This is a genomic window from Formosa sp. Hel1_33_131 (assembly GCF_001735745.1).
In the GTDB taxonomy this organism is placed as follows: domain Bacteria; phylum Bacteroidota; class Bacteroidia; order Flavobacteriales; family Flavobacteriaceae; genus Hel1-33-131.
Map to the genome: position 1 here is coordinate 1,262,348 of NZ_CP017260.1, position 19,290 is coordinate 1,281,637.

Annotated in this window: 11 protein-coding genes; 6 read left to right on the plus strand and 5 right to left on the minus strand. The window is 39.6% G+C overall.

Annotated elements, in window-relative coordinates; genetic code table 11:
• Nucleotides 1–2: 2 nt before the first annotated feature.
• From ilvB to gltB, 4 genes are all read right to left on the minus strand, one after another.
• Nucleotides 3–1,736, minus strand: a complete 1,734-nt coding sequence (gene ilvB, locus FORMB_RS05700; RefSeq protein WP_069676536.1) for a biosynthetic-type acetolactate synthase large subunit — start codon at nt 1,734–1,736, stop codon at nt 3–5.
• Between the two features lie 9 nt (nt 1,737–1,745).
• Nucleotides 1,746–3,425: a dihydroxy-acid dehydratase gene (gene ilvD, locus FORMB_RS05705; protein WP_069676537.1), complete on the minus strand. Its 1,680-nt coding sequence runs from the start codon at nt 3,423–3,425 to the stop codon at nt 1,746–1,748.
• A gap of 256 nt (nt 3,426–3,681) precedes the next feature.
• Nucleotides 3,682–5,148 carry a glutamate synthase subunit beta gene (locus FORMB_RS05710; RefSeq protein WP_069676538.1) on the minus strand — a complete coding sequence of 489 codons (1,467 nt, stop codon included), beginning with the start codon at nt 5,146–5,148 and terminating at the stop codon, nt 3,682–3,684.
• A 2-nt stretch (nt 5,149–5,150) separates the two neighbouring features.
• Nucleotides 5,151–9,647, minus strand: coding sequence for a glutamate synthase large subunit (gene gltB / locus FORMB_RS05715; RefSeq protein ID WP_069676539.1), 4,497 nt, complete (start codon nt 9,645–9,647; stop codon nt 5,151–5,153).
• A 410-nt stretch (nt 9,648–10,057) separates the two neighbouring features.
• On the opposite strand from gltB, the gene FORMB_RS05720 reads away from it, so the two are divergent.
• The 4 genes from FORMB_RS05720 to FORMB_RS05735 all read left to right on the plus strand — a co-directional run bounded on the left by FORMB_RS05720 (nt 10,058) and on the right by FORMB_RS05735 (nt 14,202).
• Nucleotides 10,058–11,035, plus strand: coding sequence for an outer membrane beta-barrel protein (locus FORMB_RS05720; RefSeq protein ID WP_069676540.1), 978 nt, complete (start codon nt 10,058–10,060; stop codon nt 11,033–11,035).
• 32 nt (nt 11,036–11,067) lie between these two features.
• The gene (locus FORMB_RS05725) at nt 11,068–12,357 is read left to right on the plus strand and encodes an ammonium transporter (RefSeq protein ID WP_197493506.1); all 1,290 of its coding nucleotides are present in this window, start codon (nt 11,068–11,070) and stop codon (nt 12,355–12,357) included.
• 259 nt (nt 12,358–12,616) lie between these two features.
• The gene (locus FORMB_RS05730; RefSeq protein WP_069676541.1) at nt 12,617–12,955 is read left to right on the plus strand and encodes a P-II family nitrogen regulator; all 339 of its coding nucleotides are present in this window, start codon (nt 12,617–12,619) and stop codon (nt 12,953–12,955) included.
• A gap of 5 nt (nt 12,956–12,960) precedes the next feature.
• Complete coding sequence (locus tag FORMB_RS05735) at nt 12,961–14,202, plus strand: ammonium transporter (RefSeq protein ID WP_069676542.1); 1,242 nt, start codon at nt 12,961–12,963, stop codon at nt 14,200–14,202.
• Nucleotides 14,203–14,279: 77 nt separating this feature from the next.
• Here the strand turns inward: FORMB_RS05735 and FORMB_RS05740 are convergent, their stop codons facing one another.
• Entirely contained in the window at nt 14,280–16,859 is a 2,580-nt protein-coding gene (locus tag FORMB_RS05740) for a phosphoenolpyruvate carboxylase (RefSeq protein ID WP_069676543.1), read from the minus strand.
• 258 nt (nt 16,860–17,117) lie between these two features.
• Here FORMB_RS05740 and FORMB_RS05745 point away from each other — a divergent pair, with 258 nt between their 5' ends.
• Both FORMB_RS05745 and amaB read left to right on the plus strand, forming a co-directional pair.
• Nucleotides 17,118–17,588: a CYTH domain-containing protein gene (locus FORMB_RS05745; protein WP_069676544.1), complete on the plus strand. Its 471-nt coding sequence runs from the start codon at nt 17,118–17,120 to the stop codon at nt 17,586–17,588.
• A gap of 73 nt (nt 17,589–17,661) precedes the next feature.
• Nucleotides 17,662–19,215, plus strand: coding sequence for an L-piperidine-6-carboxylate dehydrogenase (gene amaB, locus FORMB_RS05750; protein ID WP_069677912.1), 1,554 nt, complete (start codon nt 17,662–17,664; stop codon nt 19,213–19,215).
• Nucleotides 19,216–19,290 lie beyond the last annotated feature (75 nt).

The following is a 19,290-nucleotide window of genomic DNA, read 5'->3' on the forward strand; positions in this document are numbered from 1 at the left end:
TCTTATTCTAATCTTATGTCTGAAACCGAAGCTCCCGAAGGAACCATTGGAAATACATTGTTTTCTTTTTCTACACAAACCTCTAAGAAATACGGTTCATCACTGGCAATCATTTCTTTTACTGCCAATGCAAGGTCTTCTCGTTTGGTTACTTTTTGTGCTTCTATATAATAGCCTTGTGCGATGGCTACAAAATTAGGATTTACCATTTCGGTAGAGGCATAACGCTTGTCAAAAAACAATTGCTGCCATTGACGCACCATTCCTAAAAATTCATTGTTTAAAACGACTATTTTTACAGGTACTTTGTTCTGAAAAATAGTGCCTAATTCTTGGATGGTCATTTGATAACCGCCATCGCCAATAATCGCAACGACCTCTCTGTCTGGAGCCGCCATCTTCGCGCCAATCGCCGCGGGTAATGCAAAGCCCATAGTGCCAAGTCCACCAGATGTGATGTTACTTTTACTCACGTTAAAGTCGGCATAACGACAGGCAATCATTTGGTGTTGTCCCACATCAGAAACAATGGCTGCTTCACCTTTGGTTTGAATGTTTATTTCTTTAAGCACCTCGCCCATGGTAAGGCCTTCAGTGGTTGGATGAAGGTCATTTTTGATGACTTTATTGTATTCAATGGTATATAGATCCTTAAATTTCTGCAACCATTCTGGATGTGAATTGGTATTTAGTAAGGTCAATAATTTTGTCAAACTCGTTTTGGCATCGCCTAAAACTGCGACGTCTGTTTTTACGTTTTTGTCTATTTCTGACGGATCAATTTCAAAATGAATGATTTTGGCTTGGGTCGCATACTCGTCCAATTTTCCTGTCACACGATCGTCAAATCGCATTCCAATCGCAATCAATACATCGCATTCATTGGTGAGCACATTGGGAGCATAATTTCCATGCATTCCTACCATTCCAATATTTAATGGGTGTGACGTTGGAATTGCAGAAGCACCCAAAATAGTCCATGCTGCAGGGATTCCTGTTTTTTCTACCACAGCCTTTAATACTTCTTCGGCTTTACTAAGAATCACTCCTTGACCCCAAACAATCATAGGTTTTTTAGCGGCATTAATAATGGCAGCAGCAGCAGCGACAGAGCCCTCTTCGGTTTCTGGAACTGGCACATAACTACGAACACCTGTACATTTTTTGTATTGAAAATCAAATTCTTCAAACTGAGCATCTTTTGTGATGTCGACTAAAACAGGTCCTGGACGTCCGCTTCTTGCAATGTAAAATGCACGCGCGATGATTTCAGGAATTTGAGATGCTTTTGTAATTTGGTGATTCCACTTGGTGACGGGTGTCGAAATTCCAACAATGTCGGTTTCTTGAAATGCATCACTTCCCAATAAATGAGAGGGCACTTGCCCTGTGATACATACAATGGGTGTTGAATCTATTTGTGCATCTGCTATTCCTGTTATTAGATTGGTTGCGCCAGGTCCTGAAGTGGCCATGGCAACACCTACTTTTCCAGAAATACGTGCATAGCCTTGAGCGGCATGAGCTGCACATTGTTCGTGTCTTGTAAGGACATGATTTATTTCCCCTTCATATTTATAGAGCTCATCATAAACTGGCATAATAGCCCCACCAGGGTAGCCATATAAGATCTCTACACCTTCGGCTAATAAACATCTTACAATGGCTTCGCTTCCTGAAATACGTTCTTTCGGTTGCTCCAAGTATTGCTTTTGTTTGGAGGTTAATATTTCCATAATTATAATTTAAAATTCATCGGTTACACATCCTTCAGATGCCGATGAAACCGTTCTTGCATATTTATATAGTACGCCTCTTGATACTTTTAAGGCGGGTGCGTTCCACTGTGTTTTTCGTTCTTGAAGCTCTGTATCAGAAACTTCCAAAAGTATTGAGTTTGTTTCAGCGTCGATGGTGATTATATCCCCATCTTTTACCAAAGCAATTGCGCCACCTTCTTGTGCTTCAGGCGTGATATGACCTACAACAAATCCGTGTGTCCCTCCTGAAAAACGTCCGTCGGTGATCAAAGCCACATCTTTTCCTAAACCAGCGCCCATAATAGCGGCAGTTGGTTTTAACATTTCTGGCATTCCAGGACCTCCTTTAGGACCTTCGTAACGAATGACAACGACATCTCCTTTATTGACTTTACCATCTCTAATACCGTCATTGGCATTGTATTCGCCTTCAAAAACTTTGGCTGGACCTCTAAATTTTAACCCTTCTTTTCCTGTAATTTTAGCAACACTTCCTTCCGTGGCTAAATTTCCATAAAGCATGCGTAAGTGTCCTGAGGTTTTGATAGGTTCTTCAATGGTTCTGATCACATCTTGACCTTCTGATAAATCTTGTACTTCTGCTAAATTTTCAGCAATTGTTTTTCCGGTTACCGTTAAACAGTCTCCGTGAAGTAAGCCTTTATTTAATAAATATTTCATCACTGCTGGAATTCCACCAACGTGGTGCACATCTTCCATTAAGTATTTCCCACTTGGTTTCAAGTCGGCTAAAAAAGGTGTGCTGTCACTGATTCTCTGAAAATCTTCAAGTGTGAATTTTATTTGAGCCGCTCTTGCAATCGCTAAAAAATGCAAAACTGCATTGGTAGAGCCTCCAAGAATTGTCACAAGTCGAATGGCGTTTTCAAGCGATTTTTTTGTGATGACATCTGAGGGTTTGATATCTTTTTCTAGTAATAAGCGCATGGCTTCACCTGCTTTGACGGCTTCCTTCTTTTTTTCTTCACCCGTTGCTGGATTGGAAGAATTAAAAGGGAGGGTCATTCCGAGTGCTTCAATGGCTGATGCCATTGTATTGGCAGTGTACATACCTCCACAAGCACCGGCTCCTGGACAGGCTTTCTCCACAATTTGGTCAAATTCAGACTCAGACATGGTGCCTGCGACTTTACTTCCCCAAGCTTCAAATGCTGAAACAACATCTAATTTTTTTCCATTGTGACAACCTGAATCAATGGTGCCTCCATAGACCAAAATAGATGGTTTGTCCACACGAATCATTGCCATTAAAGCGCCTGGCATATTTTTATCACAACCAACAACTGTAATCAATCCGTCATAGCTCATCGCTTGAACGACAGTTTCCATGGAATCTGCAATAATATCTCGAGAGGGTAAGGAAAAACGCATCCCTGGGGTTCCCATTGAAATTCCGTCACTCACTCCAATTGTATTGAAAATAAGTCCTATAACTTCTTTGTTTAGCGTGCCTTCTTTGACCAGCTTCGCTAAGTCGTTAAGGTGCATATTACAGGGGTTGCCTTCATAGCCTGTACTGGCAATCCCAACCAAGGGTTTTTCAAAGTCCTCTTTGGTCAGTCCGATCGCATGTAGCATGGCTTGTGCTGCAGGTTGCGTTGGGTCTTGAGTGACTGCTCGGCTGTATTTATTTAGTTGTTTCATGTGTCTATATCTATTATTTTTAAAAGGTCACATGCTGATCGCTTTTAGTCATTCCATTGGGTGATAATAATTTTAGTATGCTCGTTTCATTATCGTTTTTATACCTTAGAAGTATCGAAATTATATTTTTACATATTTAGCGTGGAGAGTATCTCTTTAAATGGTCTAAACTCAACTGTTTAGAGTTGACGTTAAATCTTTGTTTTTTAGATAATTACCCCCCAAATTGTATGATGTTCAGTGCACAAAAATAATATTAAACTCGTGGTAAATCACTGTCATCTTTTAAAGGCAATGCCGAACTGCCCATCAAATACGTATCTACATGGTGCGCTGCCTGTCTTCCCTCAGATATAGCCCACACAATTAAAGATTGTCCGCGACGCATGTCTCCAGCTGCAAATATGCCAGGCACATTAGTTACATAATCTTTTGTGGTGGCTTTGATATTAGTTCTAAAATCCATTTCTAAACCAAATTGATCTGCCAATGTTTTTTCAGCTCCAGTAAATCCGAGTGCTAATAATACCAAGTCACAGTCCCAAAGTTTTTCGGAGTTGGGAACTTCTTTTAATTCTGGACGTTCGCCTTTTCTAAAAATCCATTCGACCTCAACGGTTTTTAATGCTTTTAAGTTTCCTTTATCATCTCCAATAAATTCTTTGGTAGAAATACTAAAAAATCGTTCTACGCCTTCTTGGTGAGAAGAGGTTGTTTTAAGCTTCATCGGCCAATAAGGCCAAGGTTGATTTGCAGGACGTCCTTCAGATGGTTTCGTTAAAATTTCGAAATTCGTGACAGAGGTTGCGCCATGACGGTTGGACGTTCCAATACAATCGGAGCCTGTATCTCCTCCACCAATGACAATCACATTTTTTCCTTCAGCAGAAAGGATGTCTTTAAAATCTACTAAACCATCCACATATTGATTGTTTAGTTTTAAAAATTCCATGGCTTGATATACACCTTTGAGATCCGCACCTGGAATTGGAATGTTTCGTTTGACGGTTGCACCCCCACATAATACCACGGCATCAAAATCGGCTTTTAATTGATTTGCATCTAAATTTTTACCTACATGCGCGTCGGTTTTAAAGACAATGCCTTCTTCCTTTAAAACGTTCACACGACGGTCGATAACATTTTTTTCCATCTTAAAATCCGGAATTCCATAGCGCAATAACCCACCCACTTTTTTATCACGTTCAAAAACAGTGACGGTATGACCAGCTCTATTTAGTTGTTGAGCTGCCGCGAGTCCCGCAGGGCCCGATCCAATAACAGCAACGGTTTTGTCGGTTCTTACTTTGGGTGGTTTTGCTGTAATCCAACCTTCTGTAAAGGCGGTTTCAACAATATTTTTTTCGATATTTTCGATGCTTACCGGATCTTCATTGATTCCTAAAACACACGCTTCTTCGCAAGGTGCTGGACATAATCTCCCTGTAAATTCTGGAAAATTATTGGTGGAATGTAAAATTTCAGCGGCTTCTTTCCATTTGCCTTTGTAAACTTTATCGTTAAAATCTGGAATTAAATTCCCCAAAGGACAGCCGCTATGACAAAACGGAATTCCGCAATCCATACATCGTGCACCTTGGTCTTTTAACTTTGATTCTTCTAATGGAATTGTAAATTCCTTGTAATTTTTTATTCTTTCTTTTGGCGCTTCATAGGTTTCATCCTGACGCTCAAACTCTAAAAATCCTGTGATCTTTCCCATCCTTAAACTGTTTCTAGTTGTTCTTTTTCTAATCTTAATAACGCCTGTCTGTATTCTTCTGGCAGTACTTTTTTGAATTTAGGAAGCGTTGCCTCCCAGTTTTCTAAAATGCGTTTTGCTAAAGGACTTGACGTCGCCACAAAATGATTTTCGATTAATGTTCGTAATTGATTCACATCTTCCTGAAGTTCGATCGGGTCGATATTCAAATCTTCACCATTACAATTTTTAGTGAATGTATTGTCTGCATCTAAAACATAGGCAACACCACCACTCATTCCAGCTCCAAAATTTCTTCCGACACTTCCAAGAATCACCGCAACACCACCAGTCATGTACTCACAACCGTGGTCGCCAATGCCTTCTACAACGGCTTTGGCTCCTGAGTTACGTACACAAAAACGTTCGCCTGCTTTTCCGTTGATATAAACCTCTCCAGACGTCGCACCATAAAGCGTTACATTCCCTGTGATGATGTTATCTTCTGGAACAATGGTACTTGTTTCAGGAACTTTGATGATTAATTTTGCACCCGACAATCCTTTTCCGAGATAATCGTTTGTATTTCCATGAACCGTCATGGTCACTCCTTTAGTAGTAAAGGCTCCAAAACTTTGTCCTGCAGATCCGTTAAAGTCGATGTTTATGGTGTCTTGAGGCAAGCCATCGGCACCGTAAATTTTAGAAATTTCATTACTTAAAACCGCGCCTACTGCTCTGTCAATATTGGTGATTGGAAGTTTCAAATGTGTACGTTGTCTTCTGAAAATTCCTTGATGTGCTTGTTTGATTATTTTGAAATCTAAATGGACATCGAGGTTGTGATCTTGTTGCTCAGTGTTGTATAATTTTACATCTTCTGCTACATCTACTTTATGTAAGATTGGTGTTAAATCAATGCCTGATGCTTTGTAATGCTCAATCGCTTTGTTGCGGTTTAATTTTTGAACCTGACCTACCATTTCATCCACGGTTTTAAACCCTAGTTGCGCCATGATCTCACGCAATTCTTGTGCAACGAAATACATATAGTTCACAACATGTTCTGGTTTGCCTTTGAATTTTTTACGCAGCTCTGGGTTTTGAGTTGCAATTCCTACGGGGCATGTATTCAAATGACAGACACGCATCATAATACAACCCGAAGCGACTAAAGGTGCGGTTGCAAAACCAAATTCTTCAGCTCCTAAGAGACATGCAATCGCGACATCACGACCGGTTTTTAACTGGCCATCACATTCCAAAACAATTCGATTTCTCAGATTGTTCATCACCAGTGTTTGTTGTGCTTCTGCAATTCCAAGTTCCCAAGGAAGTCCACAGTGTTTCAAAGAGGTGAGTGGCGAAGCACCTGTTCCTCCATCAAAACCAGAAACCAATATAACATCTGCTTTGGCTTTTGCGACTCCTGCAGCAACGGTTCCTACGCCAATTTCAGAGACTAATTTCACATTAATTCGCGCCGCTCTGTTGGCTGATTTTACGTCGTATATGAGTTGTGATAAATCTTCGATCGAATAAATATCGTGGTGTGGTGGTGGAGATATCAATCCAACATAAGGTGTTGAATTTCTTGTTTTCGCGATTTCACGATTTACTTTTGGACCGGGCAATTGACCGCCTTCACCGGGTTTAGCACCTTGCGCAATTTTTATTTGAATTTCATTGGCGCTTGTAAGGTAGTTGGAGGTGACTCCAAATCGTCCGGAAGCGACTTGTTTAATGGCCGAATTTCTCCAATCGCCTTGTGCATTTTTGTAGAAGCGATCTTCGTCTTCTCCGCCTTCACCTGAATTACTTTTTCCACCAATTCTATTCATAGCTACCGCTAAGTTTTCATGGGCTTCTTTACTAATAGATCCATAAGACATGGCGCCTGTTTTGAATCGTTTTACGATTTCGGTCCAAGGTTCTACCTCATCAATCGAAATAGGATCAAATTGATCAAATTCAAACAGACCTCTAATGGTCATCAAGCGTTTTGACTGATCGTCAACAAGCTCTGAGTATTCTTTAAACGTGGATGCTTTATTGGTACGAACCGATTCTTGAAGCTTCGCGACGGTCAGTGGATTAAACATGTGTTTTTCCTGACCACGACGCCATCTATATTCGCCGCCAATTTCAATGTCCGATTCAATGTTTGGGTTGAATGCTTTTTTGTGACGTTTGACAATTTCTTTTTCAATTTCCATCAAACCAATTCCTTGAATTCTGGTAGGCGTGTTTGGGAAATATTTTTCAACAGTATTCGTATTGATTCCAACACACTCAAATAGTTGAGACCCACGGTAGGAGTTTAAGGTAGAAATTCCGATTTTATTCATCACTTTCAAGATGCCTTTTCCGATGGCTTTGTTATAGTTCTTGATGGCTGTGAGGTATTCTAAATCTGTAATGTCAGAGTCTTTGATTTGTTTTTCAACAATTTCATTGACGATGTATGGGTTCACTGCGCTGGCTCCAAAACCAAATAAGAGGGCAAAATGATGCACTTCTCTTGGTTCTGCGGATTCAATTATCAAACTAATTCTTGAACGTTTGTTGAGTTTATGCAGTGCATGGTTCACGTAGGAACAGGCCAAAAGTGCTGGAATTGGTGCGTGATTTTCATCTACAAATCGATCGGATAGAATGATGATGTTGGCTCCTTCGTCAATTGCTTTAGATGCTTTGTCAACCAAGGCTTCGAGGGCACTTTCTAATTCGTTTAATCCTCGATTGACTTCGTACAACATAGAAATGGATTCTACTTTGAAGTTCGGGTTGGTGTCGTAATTTCTGATTTTATCTAAATCGTGTTTTGAAATTACAGGGTTTTGAATTTTAAGCTTTTTACAGGCCTCGGAGTTGCAATCAAAAATATTGGTGTCGCTCCCTAGTGTTAAACTAATATCGGTGATTAATTCTTCGCGAATTCCGTCCAAAGGAGGGTTGGTGACTTGCGCGAATATTTGCTTGAAATAATTGTAAATCAGTTGAGGTCGTTCAGACAAAATAGCGATTGGCGTATCGCTTCCCATAGAACCAATCGGTTCTTTTCCGAGCTGAGCCATTGGGCGGATAATAGTGTTTATATCCTCTTTGGTATAGCCGAAAGCAACTTCTCGTTTCTTTAAATCTACTTCCTCATATTCAATAGGACCTTTTTTAGCTGAGATGTCTTTTAAGTGTACTAAGTTTTCGTTCAACCATTTTCTATAGGGTTGTTTGGCGGCAATCTTTTCTTTGATTTCTTCATCATTGACGATGCGTCCTTCATTCATATCTACCAAAAACATTTTCCCTGGCTCAAGTCGTCCGTGAAATTCTACTTCTTCTGGTTCAATATCAACCACCCCTGTTTCAGAAGACATGATGACATTTCCGTCTTTAGTTACTGTATAGCGGGAGGGTCTCAAGCCATTTCGGTCTAATACGGCTCCAATGAAATTTCCATCGGTGAAGGGTATAGACGCAGGGCCATCCCACGGTTCCATTTGACAGGAGTTGTATTCGTAGAATGCCTTTTTAGAATCGGACATGTCTGGATTTTTCTCCCAAGCTTCAGGGACTAACATCATCATCACTTCAGGAAGTGAACGTCCCGTCATTAATAATAATTCAACGACCATGTCTAAGGTTGCTGAATCGGATTTCCCTTTCAGAATTGTAGGGATTATTTTTTTGATGTCATCGCCAAAGGCATCACTTTTTATGATTTCTTCTCTCGAAAACATACGAGAAACATTTCCTCTTAAGGTATTGATTTCTCCATTGTGACATATATATCGGAATGGCTGTGCCAAATCCCAAGTCGGAAAGGTATTGGTTGAAAAACGTTGATGTACCAATGCCAATCGGGTGTCTAAGTCCGTATTAAAAAGATCCAGATAATATTCATTGATATGCTCTGGTTTTAGCAAGCCTTTGAATATGATAATTTTGGTGGAAAGACTTGGAAGGTAAAAGAATTTTGACTCCGATAACTTTGAGTCATATATTGTATGTTCTGATATTTTTCGTGCAGCGAACAATTTGAGGTTAAAATCAAACTCTGTTTGTTTTGAGTCTGATTTGCCTATAAATACTTGCTTTACAAAAGGCTCAGTTGTTTTGGCAATTTCTCCTAAAACAGCGCTATTAACAGGGACATCTCTCCAGCCTAAAACATGTAATCCTTGCTTTTTAATTTCGGCTTCAAAAATCTCTATACAGTAGGTTCTTTGGTTTTCTTTTCGAGGTAAAAATACATTACTCACTGCATAGTCTCCAGCTTCTGGCAATTCAAATTCACAGAATGTTTTGAAAAATTTATGAGGAATGTCGATCAAAATTCCGGCACCATCACCAGTTACTCCATCGGAACTCACCGCACCTCTATGTTCTAGTTTTACTAAAATTTCTAATGCTTTGTGAATGATATCATTCGAACGCTTCCCCGTCAAACTACATATAAATCCTGCACCACAATTATCGTGTTCAAATTCGGGTAAATAAAGTCCTTGCTTTTTTAACATACTTAAAATTGTTTCTGGTTAACCTTAATAAGCATGTAATATAATTGGTAAAAGTCTATTTAGAAAAAAGCCAAGTCACTTTTTCGAAATTCCAATTTAGATTACCTATAAATGCATTTTGAACAATGAAAGGCATGTTAGACTATCGAATAATCAACGGGGAAATTGGTGGTTTTTCTTTCCCGCGAACCTAGGGGTTCCAAACCACAAAAAGTAATGATACAAAAGCAACGCACTATTGAAATATCAAAAATATTATAAATATAATTACAATACCCCCAAAATAAAGGGGGTTAAAATAATTATTACATAAAAATGACGCTAATACCCTTATTTTTTAAGGGGGGTATGTCATTTATTATTAGTTTTGAGCCGTTAACTAAAATTATTAACTACTAAAATTAACTATTATGAAAAAAATTATTTTAAGTGCTGTTGCATTCATCGGAGCTTTGTCTCTAAACGCACAGGATGAAGCCCCTAAATTATCCATATCGGGTACTGTTGATGCTTATTACCAAAGTTACTTGACTGCTTCAGATGATGCATCTGGTTCTTTTGGAACCTCGTTTGCTGATGAAACTGGATTTGCTTTAGGAATGGCCAATGTTGTTCTTAGCTATGAAGGTGAAAAAACTGGAGTTGTTGCTGATGTCGTTTTCGGCCCAAGAGCTGATGCTGCTGTTGGAGGTTACAACCTCAACCAATTGTATGCTTACTGGAATGTAAGTGAAAACACAACCTTAACAGTGGGTCGTTTTAATACTTTCTTAGGCTATGAAGTCATTTCAGCTGCTGGAAATTTTAACTACAGTACGTCTTACTTATTCTCAAGCGGTCCTTTTTCTCATGTTGGGTTAAAAGCTGATTTTGCTTTAGGTGAAGATTTTAGCTTGATGTTAGCCGTCATGAATCCTACAGATGTAAACAACAACGCAACTGGAGATTATGGGTTAGGTGCTCAATTGGGTTATGCTGGTCAATATTTAAACCTTTATTATGACAATGATTCTGTATTAGGTTTCGAAATTGACTATACAGGTGGGTTTGATTTATCTGAATCTTTTTTCTTAGGAATCAATGGTGCTTACCAAGTTAGTGACGATGCTGGTTTTTACGGCGCTGCACTTTACCCACAGTTAGCAACATCTGAATCTTTTTCTATAGGATTAAGAGGTGAACTTTTTGGACTTCATGCAAAAGATGTTGATGATTTACCAAGTGTTTTTGCTACGACCTTAACTGGAAGTTACACAGTTGAAAACTTAACAATTAAACCAGAAGTAAGATTAGATTCATGGTCTAATGACGAGCCTTATGTTGATACTGACGGTGTTGCTTCTAAGAGCTTAGCAGCATTTACTGTTGCCGCTATTTATTCTTTCTAAGGTCAATATTAACCAATCAAAATATATAATTTATGTCACATTTAATTAACAACTTACCTCTAGTAATTCAAGATGCCGCTGCGGTTGAGAATCTTGCTAGTGCTATCAAAGACGATATGGGGATGTTATGGATGCTTATTGCAGGTATCTTAGTATTCTTCATGCAAGCAGGTTTTACTTTAGTAGAATCAGGAATGACACGTTCAAAAAATGCAGTGAATATCGCAATGAAAAACTTGCTTGATATTGCTGTAGGATCTCTTACCTACTGGTTTGTAGGATACTCTCTCATGTACGGAGACACAACCAATGGTTGGTTCTTCTGGAGTGGAATTATGCAAGGTGAAGGTGCTGATTTATTCTTCCAAACAATGTTTGCCGCCACTGCTGCAACGATTGTTTCTGGAGCAATTGCTGGAAGAACAAAGTACTCAACGTACATTATCTTTTCAATCGTAATGACTGCTATTATCTACCCAATTGCAGGTGGATGGCAATGGCAAGGATCAGGTTGGTTGACTGAGCTCGGTTTTATTGACTTCGCTGGTTCTTCAATCGTGCATGCCGTCGGTGGTTTTGCTGCTTTAGTGGCTGCTTATATGGTAGGTCCTAGAATTGGAAAATACGTAAACGGAAAAGTAATGCCTATTCCAGGACACAACCAGATATTAGCAACCTTAGGGGTGTTTATCCTTTGGTTGGGATGGTTTGGTTTTAACGGTGGATCTCAACTTGCTTGGGGTGGAGACGATGCGGTTGCCGCTTCAACAGTGGTGTTGATCACGAATCTTGCTGCTGCTGCAGGTGCGTTAGGCGCGCTTATTACGACTTGGATCTGGTACGGTAAGCCAAATTTAGCGCAATCTTTAAATGGAGCGTTAGCTGGATTGGTGAGTATTACTGCAGGTTGTGGAAACATGACAGCTGGTGGTGCTGTATTGGCCGGACTCATTGGTGGTATCATTGTGGTGTTCTCTATCGAATTTATCGAAAAGAAACTTAAAATTGATGATGCTATTGGTGCTGCTTCTGTTCACGGAATCGTTGGATTCTGGGGAACAATCGTGATTGGACTTTGGGGTGTTGACGGAGACGCTGGACTTGGAATCTTCAACGGTGGTGGATCTGCACAACTTGTTGCACAACTGACTGGAGGATTGGCATATGCTGTATGGGCTGTTGTTCTTTCTTTTGTAGTGTTTGGAATCCTTAAGTACACTGTTGGATTAAGAGTTACTGAAGAAGAAGAAGTTGCTGGACTTGATATCTCTGAACACGGATCTATTGCATATCCTGGAAAAAGAGAAAGAGGTCAAGACTAACTTCAATATAGTATTGAGCGTTTAAATGCTCTCAAAAAATTAAAAATAAGTTTGTGATTTTTAGTTTGTGTTAAAAACCCTAGGGGCTCGCGCTTCTGGGGTTTTTATTTTTTAATTATTTTAGACAACAAACCTGACATACCTTCATGATAAATGGGTTAATTTTATTAATATCATAAAAATATTACACACACCCCTCTATTTATTAGGGGGATCTTTGTTTTTAATTACTTTTGAGGACAAACTAAAAATTAATTCAATGAAAAAAGTAGAGGCAATCATTAGAAAATCTAAGTTTTCTGGTGTCAAAAAAGCACTGCACGAAGTCGGTGTCAATTTCTTTTCCTATTGGGACGTTACTGGCCTAGGAAACGAAAAAGAAGGCCATGTGTACAGGGGTGTTTCTTATAGCACGAGTGATATTCAAAGACGTTATTTATCTATTGTCGTGAACGATGATTTTGAAGAGGCAACGATCAAAGCCATCCTAACAGCTGCCTCAACAGGTGAGGTTGGCGATGGGAAAATTTTTGTATCACAGGTCGATGAAGTATATAGAATTAGAACCGGCGAAAAAGGCGGAAACACATTAAAATAACAACAATGGAATTACTTACTATCAATAACGTATGGATGATGATCTGTACGGCACTCGTCTTTTTTATGCATACCGGATTTGCGTTTCTCGAAATCGGACTCACACGTCAAAAAAACACGATTAATATTTTATTTAAAAACATCTTTATTATCACGGCAGGACTTTTACTTTATTATGTCGTCGGCTTTAACTTAATGTACCCAGGTGATTTTAATGGCGTCCTTGGATTTGCAGGTTTTGGATTGGATGCACCTTTAGCAGACGGAGCTTTTGATTTAGCATATAGCGAAGGCTATACCTATTGGACTGACTTTTTATTCCAAGGTATGTTTGCCGCAACGGCTGCTACCATTGTTTCAGGTGCTGTCGCAGAGCGCATGAAAATTGGTGCTTTTATGATTTTCACGGTCTTCTATGTAGGATTCGTGTATCCAATTGCGGGATCTTGGCAATGGGGTGGTGGATTTTTATCCTCATTAACTATTGGAGAAGCCGAAGGCTTTTATGACTTTGCAGGATCTACACTTGTACACTCTGTGGGTGGATGGGCTGCTTTGGTGGCTGTTTACCTTCTCGGTTCACGTATTGGGAAATTTAACAACGGAAAGCCACAGGCTATTCCTGGGCACAGCATTCCATTAGCAACGGCTGGGGTTCTTATTCTTTGGTTAGGATGGTTTGGTTTTAACGGAGGATCTGTACTCTCTGCTGATCCAGAAGCAACGTCCTTAACGTTGGTAACGACTTGTTTGGCTGCTGCTGCGGGTGGTGTCATCGCAATGATTACCTCAACACTTTTATACAAAAACTTAGATTTAACAATGTTCCTGAATGGAATTTTAGGAGGTCTTGTAGGAATTACGGCGGGTGCCGATCAGATGAGTCCAGGAGATGCAATTCTGATTGGAGCGATCGCTGGAGCACTTATTGTATTTGCCGTGAGCTTGGTCGATAAAATAAAGTTAGACGATCCCGTAGGTGCCATTGCGGTACACCTTATTTGTGGAATTTGGGGAACCTTAGCGGTGGGTCTTTTTGGAGCCAAAGCAGGCTTTGATCAATTTCTAGTTCAACTTGTAGGGGTTCTGTGTTACGGCGTATTTTGTGTCGCAACCTCTTTTATTATTATATACACCTTAAAGAAAACAGTGGGTATTAGAGTTTCGGAGCGTGAAGAGCTCGAAGGGCTTGATGCACACGAACATAAAATGGATGCTTACCCCGATTTCAGGTTAAATGAGCACTAACCACTTATTTCAAATTAGTCAACAAAAAGCCTCTAAAATAATTTTAGAGGCTTTTTAATTTGATGTAAATTTTGATTTTATGCAGAGTTTCGACTCGCATTGATATTCCCAAATAAAGAGCGCATGACAATTTTCTCGTACGTTTCTATCTGAGCTTCGTCTCTAGGCTCTTCTTTTTCAAGTTCCTGAATTTTCTTTAAGGCATATTGTTGGATCGTTAATAACGGCAATACAATCGATTCTCTAACGGAGATAGAAGCCTTTCCAGCAGGTTCCTCTTCCATCAACTCCTCATAACCGGTTAGTTTTAATAACAATCGTTTTGTGGTGATGTATTCGCTATAAATGAGATTCCAAAAAGCACCGTATTCAGGGTCTTCAGACATGTACTTTGTCAAATCAAAGAAGGATTTAGACAAGGACATCATGCTATTTTCAATCAGTGTTTTGAAAAAATCTGAGGTTTGAAACAAGTGTTGTGCTTTGTCAAACTCGCCAATGTCTTCATAATGTTTGAGGGCGGTTCCAACGCCAAAGAATCCAGGGACATTTTGTTTCAACTGACTCCAAGAACCTACAAATGGAATGGCGCGTAAATCTTCAAACACCAAGCCTTCTGCTTTTCCACGTTTTGAAGGACGACTCCCAATATTGGTTTTCGCATAAAACTTCAAAGTACTCATGTGTTCTAAGTAAGAAATAAACTTAGGATGCGCTTTAAAATCTACATAGGCCTCATAACTCAATTTAGACAACTGCGCCATGACCTCTCTATTTTCAGGCGTCATTCTAAGGTCTTTATCACTAAGACTGTTATGAATTCCAGAGCTGATCAATTGTTCAAGATTGTATTGTGAGGAGTCTAAGGTTCCAAAATTTGAACTGATCGTTTGCCCTTGTATGGTAAGCTGCACTTCTTTATCCTCGATTGTAGGTCCTAAAGACGCATAAAAATTATGTGTTTTTCCACCCCCTCTTGCAGGCGGGCCGCCTCGACCGTCAAAGAAAATTACGGTGATGTCAAATTTTCTAGACATCTCCGTTAGCAATTCTTTTGCTTTATAAATAGCCCAATTGGCCATTAAATAGCCACCATCTTTTGTACCGTCACTAAACCCAAGCATTATGGTTTGTCTGTTGCCACGTGCTTTTAGATGTGCCATATAATTAGGATTCGAATACAAATCTTCCATTACGGAAGGTGCATTTTCTAAATCGGTGATCGTTTCAAAAAGAGGCGCCACATCAACCGTTAGTTTGTCGTGAAAAGCGACCAACTTAAGCATGGCATACAATTGCATCACATGAAGTGTTGTCTGGTTGTTGCTTATAATATAGCGGTTGGCTGCCTTCTCTCCATTGGTTTGTTGAATGGTTTTTATGGCCTCCATTGTCTTGAGAGCCTTCAATGTATCTTTGTCTGAAATTAATGACAAATCTACTGAGCCTTTAATTGTCGAAAGAATTTTAATTTGATCTTTTTCTGCTAAGCTGTGGTAGTTTTTAGGAAATACATCGCTACCACTTTCAATCGACACATTTACCATGTCATTAAACACTTTGGCGTGTTCGCGACTGTCTTGACGGATGTCTAGAGTAGAAAAATGAAATCCAAATAAATGAATCTTATTTAACAGACTGTTCACTTCAGAAACATAGAGCGACTGGTGTTTTTCAATAATAGCCTCTTTAATTTCTTTTAACTCTGCGGTTAAATACTCGACTGTTAAGCTCGACTTTTTATGTGTTATAATCTTGTAAAGCTCGACTTCCAATGCTGTTATACGCTCTTCGACGCCCGCAAAAGATAATTTTCTTTTTAGTCCGCGGATGTCTCGGTAGTAATTTTTAATGATCGTTTCACGAAGTCTCGCCGCCACTTTGAGCGTGATTTCTGGGGTCACAAAAGGATTGCCATCTCTGTCGCCTCCGGGCCAAAAACCAATGTTAATAATATCGTTATCAATATGCTTCCCATCAAAAATATTTTGTTGAATGTAATCATAAACGGTTCCAAAAGACTTGTAAAATACATGCTCTAAATACCAAATTAGACTGACCGCTTCATCGTAGGGTGTTGGTTTGGTTTGTTTGAAAAAAGGTGTTTTACCGAGTTGTGCTAACAGTTCGTTGATGCGAAATAAATCATTTTCGCGGATGGCTTCCGTTAAATCGGTGATGATCCCCAATACAGAGCCGGGGTAAAATTGCGTGGGATGCGCCGTGAGCACAATACGCACTTTAAATTCTTCTAAATATTTTTGTAGAATTTCTAATTTATTTTCAGAGGTAGCGGTTTCTTTTAAACTTCTCAAGGTTCCAATTCCGTCCATATTGTTTACAATAGGAAACGCAGCATCTTCAATGGCATCAAACAACACCACTTGACGTTCTATGTACTGTATAAAACGAAACAGTAAATTGATTTGACTTTTAGGCGAGCGTCGGGCTTGGTATTTTTTAAAAAATGAGTTTACAATTGTGGTAGGGTCTTCATTATTCGCAAATCCTTTTTGACAGGTCTCAAAAAAAAGTGGCAACAACGCGCCTGTTTTGGTAATGGAATCAAACGGCAAGGTCATAAATATACTGTTGTATATTTGATATTTGGATAATACGTTTTGATTGAACCTGGTAATTTTTGGCTGTGTGGACATTGCTTAAATACATTTAATTGCGCCCAAAATTACTAAAGCACCACCAATAGTCCTCTATCAAACTGTAATTTTTACGAATATTTATATATTGACTGACTTCTCAGGGTGAAATCTTAGCAAACCAGAGAAATCCTTCCATATTTTCTAGACATTTCTACAACGGTATTTAAGAATTTAAAAAAGTTGTTTGCTTTTTGGTATTGATAAATCGTTTGACTTACTGTAAATTTAGGGTTTCTAATTCCTATCTATTTTTTTATGATTGAAATCGAACGTAAATTTTTGGTAAGCTCAGACGCCTATCGTGCACAAGCGACCTCAGTAATCACGATGACCCAAGGGTATCTAAATTCCGATCCCGAACGGTCTGTCAGGATTCGACTCACGGATCAAAGTGGTTTTATTACTGTCAAAGGAAAAAGCAATGAAAGCGGTCTCAGTCGGTTTGAGTGGGAAAAAGAAATTTCTAAAACAGAGGCGGAAGCACTTCTTAAACTTTGTGAAAAAACCATTATTAGCAAAATCCGTTACGAGGTCGCGGTAGGAAATCAACTGTTTGAAGTCGATGAGTTTTTGGGAGACAACAAAGGCTTGGTAATGGCTGAAGTGGAGCTTGGCTCAGAGGATGAAAAATTCTCCAAACCCGATTGGCTCGGGGAAGAAGTGACGGGTGACCTAAAATATTATAATTCCAATCTCAGTAACGCCCCCTTTTGCAATTGGAAATGATTGAATAATTAGCATAAAAGTGGGGGTAAAATTATTATATTCGCAACTTGAAACGACTTTAAAAACGACACAAATGAACACAAACTCAACTGATTTTAAAATCCAAGAAGCACTGGATGCTCTTGGTGTAAAAGACATAAATTTAGGAACGTCCACGGGCGCAAATAGTTTTTCTAACGGGCCTAGTATCGACAGTTTTTCTCCTGTAGATGGTAAAAGAATTGGAAGTGTGGTTTGCACTTCTCAAGAAGATTATGAAGCAGTGATGGCAGCGGCAACGGCTGCATACCCAGAGTGGCGAACCATGCCTGCACCTCAACGTGGCGAAATTGTGCGTCAGTTTGGAAACAAGCTAAGAGATTTAAAAGAACCCCTTGGGAAATTGGTGTCTTATGAAATGGGGAAATCCCTTCAGGAAGGCTATGGAGAGGTTCAAGAAATGATTGATATCTGTGATTTTGCGGTTGGATTGTCTCGACAGTTAAACGGACAGACGATTCCTTCTGAGCGTCCTGGCCACGTGATGCGAGAGCAATGGCATCCGATTGGTGTGGTGGGTATTATCTCTGCGTTTAATTTTCCAGTGGCTGTTTGGGCTTGGAATACGGCTTTGGCTTGGATCTGTGGCGATGTATGTGTGTGGAAAGGTTCTGAAAAAGCGCCTTTATGCTCTATTGCCTGTCAGAATATTATTGCTGAAATTTTAAAAGAAAATAACTTGCCTGAAGGAATTTCTTCAATCATCAATGGCGATTACAAAGTGGGTGAAATGATGACGACGGACACGAGAGTGCCTTTAGTGTCTGCGACCGGTTCTACAAGAATGGGAAGAATTGTTGGTGCCACGGTTGCTCAACGCTTTGGAAAATCGTTGTTGGAATTAGGAGGAAATAATGCGATTATTATCACGCCAACCGCCGATTTAAAAGTGGTGGTGCCTGGTGCTATTTTTGGTGCGGTAGGAACTTGCGGACAACGTTGTACTTCTACACGACGACTCATTATTCACGAGTCTGTATATGATAAAGTAAGGGATGCGATTGTGGGTGCTTATGGGCAGTTAACCATTGGAAATCCTTTGGATGAAAAAAACCATATTGGGCCCTTGATCGATCATGATTCTGTAAATACATATTTAGCGGCTATTGAAAAAGCAAAAGCTGAAGGCGGTACTGTATTGGTTGATGGTGGTGTTTTAGAAGGTGAAGGTTATGAAAGTGGCTGTTATGTGAAGCCAGCGATTATTGAAGCTGAAAACCATTTTGAGATTGTACAGCATGAAACGTTTGCGCCTATCTTATATTTAATGAAATATTCTGGGGCGGTAGAAAATGCCATCCAAAAACAAAACGGTGTTGCGCAAGGCTTGTCTTCTGCGATTATGACCAACGAGCTTAAAGAGGCTGAAAAGTTCTTGTCTTATGCAGGTTCTGACTGTGGAATTGCCAATGTAAATATTGGAACTTCTGGAGCAGAAATTGGCGGTGCTTTTGGTGGTGAAAAAGAAACAGGAGGCGGACGTGAGTCTGGTTCTGATGCATGGAAAGTGTATATGCGACGTCAAACAAATACCATTAATTATTCGGATGAATTGCCTTTGGCACAAGGGATTAAGTTCGATTTGTAACTTCCGATTTACGAATAAACGTTAAACTATTCAATGACAAAAGCCACCAGTTTTCACGGGTGGCTTTTTTGTTTC